11 protein-coding genes are annotated in these 12,545 nt (G+C 71.2%); 7 read left to right on the plus strand and 4 right to left on the minus strand.

Annotation, left to right across the window (positions count from 1 at the left end; translation table 11 throughout):
- Positions 1 to 10: 10 nt before the first annotated feature.
- Positions 11 to 982 (minus strand): metal ABC transporter substrate-binding protein, encoded by a 972-nt coding sequence (locus KSNIM_RS25555; protein WP_263105469.1) that lies wholly within the window; start codon positions 980 to 982, stop codon positions 11 to 13.
- Positions 983 to 1,311: 329 nt separating this feature from the next.
- Between KSNIM_RS25555 and KSNIM_RS25560 the strand changes: the two genes are divergently transcribed.
- Positions 1,312 to 2,694, plus strand: a complete 1,383-nt coding sequence (locus KSNIM_RS25560; RefSeq protein WP_263105470.1) for a glycine--tRNA ligase — start codon at positions 1,312 to 1,314, stop codon at positions 2,692 to 2,694.
- Positions 2,695 to 3,030: 336 nt separating this feature from the next.
- Here the strand turns inward: KSNIM_RS25560 and KSNIM_RS25565 are convergent, their stop codons facing one another.
- The 3 genes from KSNIM_RS25565 to KSNIM_RS25575 form a co-directional block, all read right to left on the minus strand.
- The gene (locus KSNIM_RS25565) at positions 3,031 to 3,726 is read right to left on the minus strand and encodes a hypothetical protein (RefSeq protein ID WP_263105471.1); all 696 of its coding nucleotides are present in this window, start codon (positions 3,724 to 3,726) and stop codon (positions 3,031 to 3,033) included.
- Positions 3,727 to 5,152: 1,426 nt separating this feature from the next.
- Positions 5,153 to 5,731, minus strand: a complete 579-nt coding sequence (locus tag KSNIM_RS25570) for an NADAR family protein (protein WP_263105472.1) — start codon at positions 5,729 to 5,731, stop codon at positions 5,153 to 5,155.
- 85 nt (positions 5,732 to 5,816) lie between these two features.
- The gene (locus KSNIM_RS25575) at positions 5,817 to 7,256 is read right to left on the minus strand and encodes an MFS transporter (protein ID WP_263105473.1); all 1,440 of its coding nucleotides are present in this window, start codon (positions 7,254 to 7,256) and stop codon (positions 5,817 to 5,819) included.
- A 339-nt stretch (positions 7,257 to 7,595) separates the two neighbouring features.
- On the opposite strand from KSNIM_RS25575, the gene KSNIM_RS25580 reads away from it, so the two are divergent.
- From KSNIM_RS25580 to KSNIM_RS25605, 6 genes are all read left to right on the plus strand, one after another.
- Positions 7,596 to 8,456, plus strand: a complete 861-nt coding sequence (locus tag KSNIM_RS25580) for a helix-turn-helix transcriptional regulator (protein WP_263105474.1) — start codon at positions 7,596 to 7,598, stop codon at positions 8,454 to 8,456.
- 456 nt (positions 8,457 to 8,912) lie between these two features.
- The gene (locus KSNIM_RS25585; protein WP_263105475.1) at positions 8,913 to 9,056 is read left to right on the plus strand and encodes a hypothetical protein; all 144 of its coding nucleotides are present in this window, start codon (positions 8,913 to 8,915) and stop codon (positions 9,054 to 9,056) included.
- Positions 9,057 to 9,434: 378 nt separating this feature from the next.
- Positions 9,435 to 9,704, plus strand: a complete 270-nt coding sequence (locus tag KSNIM_RS25590) for a hypothetical protein (RefSeq protein WP_263105476.1) — start codon at positions 9,435 to 9,437, stop codon at positions 9,702 to 9,704.
- A 72-nt stretch (positions 9,705 to 9,776) separates the two neighbouring features.
- Complete coding sequence (locus KSNIM_RS25595) at positions 9,777 to 11,003, plus strand: sensor histidine kinase (RefSeq protein WP_263105477.1); 1,227 nt, start codon at positions 9,777 to 9,779, stop codon at positions 11,001 to 11,003.
- Positions 10,991 to 11,635, plus strand: coding sequence for a response regulator (locus tag KSNIM_RS25600; protein ID WP_263105478.1), 645 nt, complete (start codon positions 10,991 to 10,993; stop codon positions 11,633 to 11,635). The genes KSNIM_RS25595 and KSNIM_RS25600 overlap by 13 nt, the downstream gene beginning before the upstream one ends.
- A 1-nt stretch (position 11,636) precedes the next feature.
- Positions 11,637 to 12,491, plus strand: a complete 855-nt coding sequence (locus KSNIM_RS25605; RefSeq protein WP_263105479.1) for a DUF4097 domain-containing protein — start codon at positions 11,637 to 11,639, stop codon at positions 12,489 to 12,491.
- The last annotated feature ends 54 nt before the right edge of the window (positions 12,492 to 12,545 follow it).

The following is a 12,545-nucleotide window of genomic DNA, read 5'->3' on the forward strand; positions in this document are numbered from 1 at the left end:
TGGTGTCCCGTCAGCTGGTGGCGCCGAGCGCCGCCCGGAGGTTGGTCAGGTTCTGCCGCATCACGGAGAAGTAGTCGCCCTTGCCGCCCTTGATGCCCTCGATGGGGTCCAGCACGGCGGTCTGCAGCTTCAGGTCCTTGGCGACGCTGGTGGCGAGCGCGGGGCTCACCAGGCTCTCGAAGAAGATGGTGGTGACGCCGTGCTCGCGGGCCGCCCGCTGGATCGTGGCGAGCCGGGCCGGGCTGGGCTCGGCCTCCGGGTCGACCCCGTTGATCGCGATCTGCTCCAGGCCGTAGTGGTCGGCGAGGTAGCCGAAGGCGGCGTGGCTGGTGACGAAGGCCTTCGTCTTCGAATCCCTCAGGCCGTCCTGGAACTCCTTGTCCAGCGCGGTGAGTCGGGTGACCAGGTCGGCGGTGTTCTTCTCGTAGTCGGCGGCGTGCGCCGGGTCGGCCTCGGCGAACTCCGCGCCGACCGCCTTGGCGACCGCCGCGTACCGGGTCGGGTCGAGCCAGATGTGCGGGTCGCCGGCCGGGCCGCCGTGCTCGTGGCCGTGGCCGTCGGCCTCCTCGCCGCCCTCGTCGAGGTGGTGGTCGACCAGGGGGGAGGAGGCCGTGGCGTCGACGATGTGCTGGGAGTGGGACTGGGCGACCGCCTTGTCGACCGTCGGCTGCAGCCCCTTCAGGTAGAGCACGGCGCCGGCCTTCTGGACGGCGCCGACCTGCTTGGCGGTGAGCTCGAGGTCGTGCGGCTCCACGCCGACGGCCGTCAGATCGGTCACCTTCACGTGCTCGCCGCCGATCTGCGAGGCGAGGAACTCCATCGGGTAGAAGGACGCGACCACCGTCAGCCTGCCGCCGGCGTCCTGCGCACTGCTGGTGCCGCCGCAGGCCGTCAGCGCGAGTGCGGCGGCGAGGGCGGTGGCAGCGACGGCGACGGCCTTGGCGGGGCGGCGGTTGCCGCCGGTGGGTCGAGGGAGCGTCATGACAACCATTCTCATCTTATGTGGAAATGATTGTCAACTCACCCGATTGGGTGAGCGGCCGCCGCCGTGCGGGTGGGCCGGCGTGGGCCGGGGGAGTGGCCGCCGACCTGCGCAGGTGTGGAGAGCCGCCACGGGTGGACGGATGAACCGGCGCCGTGCCCGTCGGAGGGGGGTGCGACGGGCTCCGCGGGGCCGCGGTAACGCCGAGGGAACATCCGGTGCGGCCGATACTGATGTGACTGCACCACCCCCGAGCCCGGTAACCTGAGGTATTCGGGTGCGCGCAACCAGCCGCGCCCAGACCGTGCCGTCGTACTGAAGAGAGCACTGTGGCCGCCGACAAGATCGACACGATCGTCAGCCTGAGCAAGCGCCGTGGCTTCGTCTACCCCTGCAGCGAGATCTACGGCGGTACCCGCGCCGCCTGGGACTACGGTCCGCTGGGCGTCGAGCTCAAGGAGAACATCAAGCGCCTGTGGTGGCGGACGATGGTCACCGCTCGTGAGGACGTCGTCGGCATCGACTCCTCGGTGATCCTCGCCAGGGAGGTCTGGGAGGCCTCCGGCCACGTCGCCACCTTCAACGACCCGCTCACCGAGTGCCTCTCCTGTCACAAGCGCTTCCGCGCGGACCACCTCGAAGAGGCGTACGAGGCCAAGCACGGCAAGCTGCCGGCCAACGGCCTCGCGGACATCAACTGCCCGAACTGCGGGAACAAGGGCGCCTTCACGGAGCCCAAGGAGTTCTCGGGCATGCTGAAGACGCACCTCGGCCCGGTCGAGGACGGCTCCGGCCTCGCGTACCTCCGCCCGGAGACCGCGCAGGGCATCTTCACCAACTTCAAGGCCGTCCAGACCACCTCGCGCAAGAAGCCGCCGTTCGGCATCGCCCAGGTCGGCAAGAGCTTCCGCAACGAGATCACGCCCGGCAACTTCATCTTCCGCACCCGCGAGTTCGAGCAGATGGAGATGGAATTCTTCGTCAAGCCGGGCGAGGACGAGAAGTGGCACGAGTACTGGCTCGAGCAGCGCTGGAACTGGTACCGCGACCTCGGCCTGCGCGAGGAGAACATGCGCTTCTTCGAGCACCCGAAGGAGAAGCTCTCCCACTACGCCAAGCGCACGGTCGACATCGAGTACCGCTTCAACTTCGGCGGCACCGAGTTCTCCGAGCTCGAGGGCATCGCCAACCGCACGGACTACGACCTCGCCGTGCACAGCGAGCACTCCGGCCAGGACCTCAAGTACTTCGACCAGGAGTCCGGCGAGCGCTACTTCCCGTACGTCATCGAGCCGGCAGCCGGCCTCAACCGCGCCATGCTCGCCTTCCTGATCGACGCGTACTTCGAGGACGAGGCCCCGAACGCCAAGGGCCAGATGGAGAAGCGCGTCGGCATGCGGCTCGACCCGCGCCTCGCCCCCGTCAAGGTCGCGGTGCTCCCGCTCTCCCGCAACGCCGACCTCTCGCCGAAGGCCCGCGGCCTCGCCGCCGACCTGCGCACCGCATGGAACGTCGACTTCGACGACGCCGGCGCCATCGGCAAGCGCTACCGCCGCCAGGACGAGATCGGCACGCCGTTCTGCGTCACCGTCGACTTCGACACCCTCGAGGACAACGCGGTGACCGTGCGCGAGCGCGACACCATGGCCCAGGAGCGCGTCTCCCTCGACCAGGTGAAGTCCTACCTGGCCGCCCGCCTGATGGGCTGCTGACCTCGGTCCTCCCGGTACTTTCGGGTTCCTGGTACCTCGGTATCTCGGAACCGGTCCGGTGACCTGAGTCGGCCTTCCCGATCCTTCGATTCGGCCCCCTTGCCGCAGAACCCTGCGGCAAGGGGGCCGAATCGTCTCCCGTGGTTCGTGGACGGGGCTGCCTGTTCGGCCGCGGGTGTGTCAGCGGCGCCAGCGTCGACGGCGTCGGGGCGGCGGTGTCGGGGCGGCGGTGTCGGGGCGGCGGTGTCAGGGCGGCGGGGTCTGTTCCGGGTACGTCCGGGTCGAGTACGTCAGGGTCGGGTCCGCCCGGGTCGCGGGAAGCCTGCGTCGGGGGCGTCAACGGCGGCCGCGGGTACGGGTCGAGGATGGCGCGGTCGGCAGCCCGGCCGAACGGAGGGCGGCCAGCGCGCCGCGCGCACGGCTCTCCTCCAGCACGGCTACCGCGCCGAGCAGTGCCTGGTACAGCTCGCGGTGCGGAAGCAGTGCGCTCCCCAGTTCGGCGAGGTCGCCCGGCGAGCGCAGTCCTGCCGTCTCACGCACCAGCAGGGCGGCCAGCTGCAGGGCGGCCGGGCCGGCTCCCCCGTCCTGCGTCGCCGTCGCACCGCCGGGGAGGGCCAACTGCTCGACAGTGGCGATCAGATCGGCGATCGGCCGCCCCGCGACCTGCCGCAGCAGATGCCGGACGTCGCCGCTGCGCCCGACCGAGGCCAAACCGCAGGCCAGGGAGGCCAGTTCGGAGGGCGGGGCCGAGGCCCACTCCCACAGCAGGGTCTGTCCGTCGGCGGCCTGTCCTGCCCGCTCCAACGCCGCGAGCAGCGCCGGCAGTGCCGAGCCCGGCACGCCCCAGAGGGCGTGGAACAGTTCGTTCGCCTCGTCCGCCAGCCCCACCCGGCGGAGCTCGGCCAGGGTGCCCGCCGCCTGGTCCGGCGAGCCGTGCGCGGTCGCGCGGACGAGGTAGCCCGCCGCTCCGTAGGGTCCCCGGGCCCGCAGCAGACCCGCGAGGCGGGCCACGTCCTGCGGTCCGAGGGTCACTGCGGCCTGCGCCACGACGGCCGCCGACTCGTGCGCCGAACCGCGGCCGTGCAGCTCGCCGATACGAGTGGCGAGCGAATCCAGCTCCCCGGCACTGCGGGGTCGGGGAGTGGGCGCGGACGGCGGAGCCGGCACAGCCGATGCAGCCGATGCAGCCGATGCAGCCGATGCGGCTGGTTCGTTGGCGGCGGGTGCGGGCCGATGCCCGGTGGCGTCGGGGGCGGCACCTCGGACACCGCCGAAGCGGGCCCCGCGGACAGGTGTCGCCACGGGTGCGGACGGCGGAGCCACTCCTTCGGCCTCGGCCGCCGCATACTCGGACGCGGACAACTGGACCGGCTCAGACTCGTCCAGGAACGCACCGCCGAAGCGGGCCCCGGTGGGACGCTTGCGCTTCGCGGGCCTCGGTGCGGTTGCCGGTTCGGCCGCAGCCCCGGCTGTTGGCGCGGTTGCGTGAGGCAGCGGAGTCGCGTGAGCCGGCGCAGTTGCGCGGGGCGGGGGCTCGTGAGCCGGTGGAGCTGCGTGAGCCGGCGGGGCGGGTGGTGCCGGTGTCGGGGGCCCTGCGGTGGGCATCGGTGGCCGTGAACCGGTCTGCGGGGAACCTGTGTTGTGGTGATCACCGGTGCCGGTGGGGGAGGGACGGCTTCCCGCCGTTTGCTGGCGCGGAACCGCGTCTTGCTGCCCGGTGCCGCCCTGGGCGTACGGCTCACGGTAACCGCGCTGGGGCACACCGCCGTTCTGCCGGACAAGGTCCTCCAGCGCCAGGAGCCGTTCGCTCAGTTCGAGGCAGCGGGTGCCCAGTCCTTCCCGGAGGGACTGGGCCTCGGCCAGGCGCCGTAGGAGTTCCGGGTCCGGCTGTTGTTGCGGTTGGGCGTAGCCGTGCGCCCGGTCCGGTTGGCTCGCCGCCTGCACCGCCTCGGCGAGCCGTCGCTCCCTCTGCGCCGCGTACTGCCTAGCCCGGAGCAGTTCGTCCAACTCAGTCCGCAGCATGTGGATGTCCGCTGCCGTGGGCCCCAGCTCCTGCACTGTCATCCCTCGTCCGACCAGCCTCTCAGCCTCGGTGCCGCCCAGCCGGCCCCCTGGCCCTGCCTCGGGCCATCCTCACCAAGCCATACGGCGTCGGTGTTACAGGCGTGAGTCCGCCGATTTTCGGCGAATGACGTTGCAGGTGGCGGGGGTTGAAGTTGTCGGAAGAATTGGCGCAGTGCGGGGGCGCAGACCTCGACGCATCCACCGGTCGTCCGGCACGGCACGGCGCGGTGCGGTGCGGCCTGGCACGGCGGCCGGACCCGGCCCGACCGGACCCGGCCCGACCGGTCTTGGTCCGACCGGTCTTGGTCCGTTCCGGCGTCATCGTTTGCGCTGTGCGGGTTGCCGACGAAGGCAGCACCCGGGAACGGACGGGGGATCCCGATCGGGGACGGCGTCAGGCGGTGAGCCGGGCCCGTGCCTCCATCAGTGCGAAACCGAGCAGGTTGAGGCCGCGCCACTCGTGCGGCCGGGCTGCCCGTTCGTTGTCCGCCGCCAGGCCGATGCCCCAGAGCCGGTCGAGCGGGCTGGCCTCCACCAGTACGCGCTGCGAGGTACCCAACAGGTAGTTCCGCAGAGCCTCGTCCTGCCCGAACTTGGCCACATTGCCGGCGACCACGAGCTCGAACCGTTCGGCGACCCACCGCTGTTCGTCGAAGCCCCGGACCAGCCGGCCCAGCTTCTTGGCCTCTCCCGGGGTGGGCGCGGCCAGAATGCGCGTAAGCGTCTGCTCGTCCTGGAACAGACGGGCCTTGCCGGCCATCATCCAGTGCTCGGCGGAGCGGTAGGTGACACCGTCCACCGTGAACTCCCCGGGCCACCACTGGCTGAGCGACCCCGGACCGATCCGGCCGTCGGGCTCCGGCCGGTGGCCCCAGAAGAGCAGGTACTTGGGCTGGGCGCCCGCCGCGACCAGGGTGACCAGCTGCTCGCGGGTGCGGGTGTCGGCCGGCGTGGTGGGTTCCGTGGTCGTCATGACGCCATGCTCCCACCCGCGGCCGACACTCTGCTTCCGGTTTTCCGCACCCTTGGAACACCACCGTTTCCGCCGCCCGCGCAGGTCAGGCGACCGAGCGCGGGAGCCGCATGCTGAGTGCGGCGATGATCACCGAGCCGCCGAACTGGATGGCGAGCACCAGTGCCAGTGCGTGCGCGAAGCCCATGGTGGGTGACACCGCGAGGAAGAGCGTGCCGAGTGTGGCGACACCGAGGGCGAGGCTGGACTGCTGGGTGGTCGCCAGCACGCCGCTGCCGACACCCGCCCGCTCGGCAGGGACCTTGGACAGTACGACGCGGAACAGCGGAGTACCCACCAGGCCTTGCCCGATGCCCGCCAGGGCGACACCGGGGAGCATCCGGAGCGGCGAGAAGTGAGTCCAGTCCGCCAGCACAGTAGCCAGCAGCGTGGCCAGTCCGATCCCCTGGATCACGGCGCCGCCCGTGATGACGCGGCTGCCGAACCGGCCCACCAGGCGTGGACCGGAGAGGGAGGCCGTGAAGTACCCCGCGGCCATCGGCACCAGCGCCCAGCCGGCGGCGACCGGACCGAGCCGGAGACCGTGCTGGAGCAGGATCGCCACCACGAACATGAAGCCGCCGAAGCCGGTGAAGTACGGCAGTGCGATGCCGAGCCCGCGTCGCATCTCGGGTATGCGCAGCAGCGACAGCGGCACCAGAGGTGTCCGCCCCATCCGCTCCGCCCTGCGCTCCACGGTCAGGAAGGCGGCGGCGAGCAGCGGGAACAGACCGAGCAGCAGCCATGTCCACAGCGGCCAGCCGACGGCCCGACCCTCCATCAGCGGGACGAAGAGGGAGAGCAGCGTGCCGGTCAGCAGCACCGTGCCGGGCACGTCCACGCCCGCGGCCCGGCTCGCCCGGGTCTCCGGGACGTACGGGACGGCGAGGACGGCCGTCAGCAGGGCGAACGGGACGTTGAGCAGGAACACGGCGCGCCAGCCGCTTCCGAACAGGTCCGCCGCGACCATCATGCCGCCGAGGACCTGTCCGATCACGACGGAGATGCCGCCGACCGCGCCGTAGATCCCGAGGGCCCGGGCGCGCTGGGCTCCGCTGCTGGCGGCCGTGATGGTCGCCAGGACCTGGGGGAGCAGCAGCGCCGCGGACGCCCCCTGCGCCACGCGCGCCGCCACCAGCGTCCAGGCCGTCGGCGCCAGGCCGCAGGCCAGGGACGTCAAGGCGAACAGTGCTGCACCGGCGACGAACAGGCGACGCCGGCCGAACGCGTCACCGAGTCGGCCGCCCAGGACCAGCAGCACCGCGAAGGCGATGCCGTAGCCGGCGGCGACCAGCTCCAGAACCGCAGGGCCCGCAGCGAGGTCGTGGTCGATGGTGGGCAGGGCGACGTTGACGATGAAGAAGTCGAGCATCGGCAGAAACGCGCCGAGCAGGACGGTGACGAGGCCTGCGACGCCCAGGGTGGGGGCATCGGTGGCACGACCGGCGGGGGAGGTGGTCCGTGGAAGCGTCAGTTGCTGAGTCACGGCACCTACAATCCGCCTGACGACACCCTGGTACCAGACAGGGTTTATCCAGGTATAACGACTACCTGGCAACAGGATGTGTGGAGGAGCATCCTGGTACCCATGGCTACAAGCATTGCCTCCACAGGCCGATCGACGGCAACCGCCCAGGGGCCCGGCACCGCCACTGCTGCCCAAGCCGGGGTCGACGGAGCCAGGGCCGGCGGGACCGCGGCTGCCGGACGCCCGGCCGCCGGACGTGGGGCCGGCGCGGGTGCCGCATCGCGTAGCACCGCTCCTGGGCCGGCCGACCGTACAGCGCGGGGCCGGCGGACCGGGCCGACGAAGACGGCGCCGGCGGTGACCGCGGCGGGCGGCGCCGAGGCCGAACTCGCTCCGGCTGCCGCCCGGCGGCAGGAACTGGCGGCCTTCCTCCGCAGCCGCCGTGAGCGCATCTCGCCGGAGCAGGTGGGCCTGCCGGAGACGGGGCGCCGCCGTACACCGGGCCTCCGCCGTGAGGAGGTGGCGCACCTCGCCACGGTGGGAGTCACCTGGTACACCTGGCTGGAGCAGGGACGGGACATCCAGGTCTCCGCCCAGGTGCTGCAGTCGGTGGCCCGGGCGCTGATGCTCGACCCAACGGAGCGCGCCCACCTCTTCGTGCTGGCCGGCGCCGAGGATCCCGCGCCGATCGTCGAATGCGCCACCGTCACACCGGCTGCGCGGATGCTCCTCGCCCAACTGGAGCCGATGCCGGCTGCCGTGCTGAACAGCCGCTACGACGTGCTCGCCTACAACCGCGCCTACACCTGGATTGCGGGCGACCTCGACGCCCTCCCGTTCGAGGACCGCAACCTGATGTGGCTGGCCTTCACCGGCTCCGAGTTCCAGCGCAGCCTCGTCGACATCGAGGAGGCACGCCCTGCCATGGTGGCCAAGTTCCGTACCGCCATGGCCGATCACGGGGCCGAGCCGGCATGGAAGACACTGTTGAACCGGTTGCGCAAGGCCTCGCCGGAGTTCGAGGAGATGTGGCAGCAGCACGAGGTCGCCGGCCTCGGCAACGGTCTGAAGCGCTTCCTGGTGCCCGACGTCGGCCTGATGCGCTTCGAGTACACGAATCTCTGGCTCGGCCCGCGGCCCGGCCCGAGGCTTGTCGCCTACACGCCGCAGGACGAGGAGACGCGGGGCAGGCTGGAGGCTCTTTCGGCCCGTTCCTGAGTGGGGCGATGCGGGGAACGGCGGAGGAACCGGCAGTGCGCCTCGGCGGATCGGCAAGCCCGGCCATCGTGGCATCGAGACGCCGATCGCGAGGCGCAGACCGGAGGGTGTCCGACGGGTACGGCCGCTTGCGTCCCCGAAGGCCGTACGGTCGGCCGCGAGCAGAAGGCACAGCAGTGCGAGCGGCAACTCGGCAGCAAGGGCCATGGTGAGTGCAGCCGCCAGCTCGGGACCGATGGCGGCAGTCGAGACATCGAGCAGGGCGTCCAGGCCGAGCAGCAGCCCTGCGAGGCACGCGGCCGAGCGCGAGGCCGTACCGCGGTTGCCCGGTCGTAGGCCTGCTGCGAGCAGAGCGGCCGCTTCGGCCGCGTCGAGCAGGGCCCAGCCCCCGAGGCGCGCGGAAGCCAGGGCCGCAGCCCAAGGGATCAGAACGATCCCGCAGACGACGAGCAGTCGATGGTGGCTCACGCGGCAACCCCCGCCCGCAACCTGATCGGTGGGCAGCCCGACCCGCTCACCAGGACACCCGTCGCGGGTGCGGCGCACCAGGCCAGCCAGAACGCGCCCAACACGGTGGTCACCCCGCCGGGAACCCGCTGACTGGCCCGCCGGCCACGCGTGAAGACCACCGCGGGAGGTGACCCCTCCGGGCACAACCGCCCCCAGGCGAAGGCGCCGGGATGGCCGTCTCCCGGCCGTCGCCGTGCGCCCCGGAGAACGCCGTCCGCCAAGGACGACGTCACCAGCACGTCGATCAACTCGCCGTGCTCGTAGACCTCCAGCGTGGCTCGGCGCCCCGGTCCGGCGGAGCCCCGGACCGACCAGGGCCCCAGTATCGGTAAGGCCAGGGACCGGCGGACGGTGGGCGGGGGGACCCGGCTCCGCCGCGGTGACACGCGGTCGCGACCACGGCCGGGCTCCCCGGGTGCGTCCGCCAGGAACCCGTGCACGTCGGTCCCAGCCGGCCGCGACCCCGTTGTGACGCCCAGTGCGGTGCCGTCCGCGTCGCGCACCGCCGAAGTCGCCGGGCCGTACCGCGTGTTGTCGGCCGTGTTGTCAGGCCAATTGTCCGCCGTGCGGTCTGCCGTGCAGCTGGCCATGTGGTTCGGTGCGTTGTTGGTCGGGCTGCTGGTCGGGCTGCTGGTCGGGCTGCTCGTCACGTTGTTCGTCACGTTGTTCGTCATGCCGACAACATTCGCGGCCTGCGGCTGCGCCTGTCGTTGGCGCACCCTTCACTATTCATGGTGAAGCCAGCTACACCATCAACAGTGAAGAGCAGTTCATGGTGGAGCCGATCGCGCGCCAACTACTCTTTCCGCCATGTCCGATTCCGAGCTCCGCAGCCCTCTCGTGCCCCTTCTTCGGCGCGCTCCCTGGGCGGCGGCTGCCAGGAGGGACGTCCTGTTCGTGGCGGCGGGCGTCCCCCTGGGCCTGCCGACCCTCCTCGTCCTCCTCGACGCCAAGTCTGCCCTCGTTCTCCTGCTTCTGCTCCCCTTCTGTTCCGACCTGCTGACGACAGCTCAGCGAAGTCGTCTCCGTGTCCTGCGCGATGTGGACGTGCCGAGCCGACTGCCGCCCGACGCGGGGTGGGCGAGGCGGCTGCGGGCCGGGATGACATGGCGCCAGACGCTGTACCACGGGTTCGTCGCGCCGCTGTTCGCAACCGCCGGCCTCCTCGTCATGGCGGTCTGGGGTGCCGGTCTCGTCATGGCAACGCTCTTCGCCTGGATCTGGGCGATGCCACCCGACGGACCGCTCCGTCCTGGGGCCGGGTGGACGACCGATGGCGGATGGATCACTGCTGCAGGTGCGGCTCTGCTCTTCTTCGCACCATGGGCGTTCGCCTGGATCGCCCGCACTGACGAACGGACCGCCCGCACGCTCCTCGGCCGCAACCGGGCCGAGGTGCTGGAAGAACGGGTGGAGCGGCTCGCGGTCAGCCGGGCCGGGGTGGTGGACGCGGCAGATGCTGAGCGACGCCGGATCGAGCGGGATCTCCACGACGGTGCCCAGCAACGCCTGGTCTCCCTCGCCATGAACCTCGGGCTCGCCCGTCGGACACTGACCGACATCCCCCCGGAGGCCATGCAGGTCATCGCCGAGGCGCACGAGGAGGCCCAGGCAGCCATCGAGGAACTGCGGGACCTTGTCCGCGGCCTGCACCCGGTCGTCCTGGAGGACCGCGGATTGGATGCGGCACTGTCCGGCATTGCCGCCCGGAGCCCGGTTCCGGTCCGCATGAACGTCGACCTCCAGGGACGCGTGGCACCCGCGGTCGAGGCAGTCGCCTACTTCACGGTGTCGGAGGCGCTGACCAACGCGGCCAAGCACGCACGGGCATCCCGGGTCGAGCTCTCCGTCCGCCGAGTCGGCGACCGGCTCCGCATAGTCGTCGGAGACGACGGCATCGGCGGAGCTGATCCTTCCCGAGGAAGCGGCCTGACGGGCCTGCGGAAACGAGCGGCCTCGGTCGACGGCACGCTCACTGTCATCAGCCCCCTCGGGGGCCCCACCACTCTCACTGTGGAGCTTCCGTGCGAGCTGTGACTGCTGAAGACTCCGTTCTCCTACGGGTCGGTCTCATCAAGGTGCTGGAATCCGTCGGCTACGAGATCCCGGCCGCGGTCGGCGACGCGGAGTCCCTGCTGGCCGCAGTAGAGGAGCACAAACCAGACATCGTGATCATCGATGTGCGGATGCCACCGGACTTCGCGGACGAGGGCGTCAAGGCCGCACTGATGATCCGCCGGCAGTGGCCCGGCATTGCCGTCCTGCTGCTCTCCCAATATGTGGAGGAGCGCTACGCCGCCGACCTGCTCTCGGCGAACACGAGCGGCGTGGGCTACCTGCTCAAACAGCGCGTCGCCAACGTCGACGACTTCCTGGAAGCGCTTCAACGCGTGGCCGACGGCGGTACGGCACTCGACCCCGAGGTGGTCGCACAACTTCTCGTCCGCAAGGATCGCGATCCTCTGCGCAAGCTGACTCCGCGCGAGCGAGACGTGCTCGCACTCATGGCAGAAGGCAGGTCGAACGCCGGCATCGCCGCCTCGCTGGTGGTGAGCGACAGCGCCGTGGCGAAGCACATCAACGCCATCCTGATGAAGCTCGACCTACCGCAGACGGATGCCGACCACCGCAGGGTGCTCGCAGTCCTCCGCTTCCTCGAGGTGGGTTGAGGTGGCGGCCAGCCCCGTCACGGACCATGCCGGTTCCCACCGTGTCCGGGCCGATGCGGCAGGCAGCGAACGCGAGCGCAGAGCCTGGCGCGCCGTCGCGATCATCGTGCTGACCCTCACCGTTCTCGCCGGGGCTGGAATGGCCTGGGGCACCATGGGGTACCGGACGACCACGACCACCCGGACCTTCCTCGAGCCGGTCAGTGCGGTGGAGCTCAATGCTGCGGGTGCCCAGGTCCGGGTCGAGGCCGGCGCCCCGGACCGCGTCACCGTGGACCAAACGGCCGACTGGGCACTCCGGCCGCCCTTGGTCGACCAGAGCCTGCACGACGGGACTCTCCGAATATCCGTGCGCTGCGGCACCGTCGTCGGGCCGCTGGACACCGACCCCTTCGGGTGTGGACTCCTGCTGGCCATCCGCATTCCGGCCGGGGTGCCGGTGCACGCACGGGCCACGTCCGGGGGCTTCACCGCCCGCGGGGTGTCCGGCGAAATCCGGGTCGAGACGACCTCGGGGGCGATCCGGCTCGATGCGGTGAGCGGCCCGGTCTGGGCGAAGGCCACCTCGGGACAGATCACCGGCGAGGCTCTGGCCTCCAGCCGCATCCGAGCCGTCCTGACCTCCGGGCAACTCCTCCTCGTGTTCGCCCGCCCACCGGAAGACGTCACGGTCACCGCTACCTCTGGCCAGGTCGGCCTCGAACTCCCGGCCGACCCCTCCGGCTACCACATCGACCACCGCACGACCTCAGGCGCAGTCGACATCAACCCCGGCCTGCGATCCGACACCTCCACCCACCACATCGACATAGCCACCAGCGCCGGCCAGATCAGCGTGGCGAAGTCCACCACCTGACACCACCCACACCCCAGCCCGACCCACCCGGAGGCAGCCCCACCGGAACCCACC

The sequence above is a fragment of the Kitasatospora sp. DSM 101779 genome, from assembly GCF_025655475.1.
Classification (GTDB): domain Bacteria; phylum Actinomycetota; class Actinomycetes; order Streptomycetales; family Streptomycetaceae; genus Kitasatospora.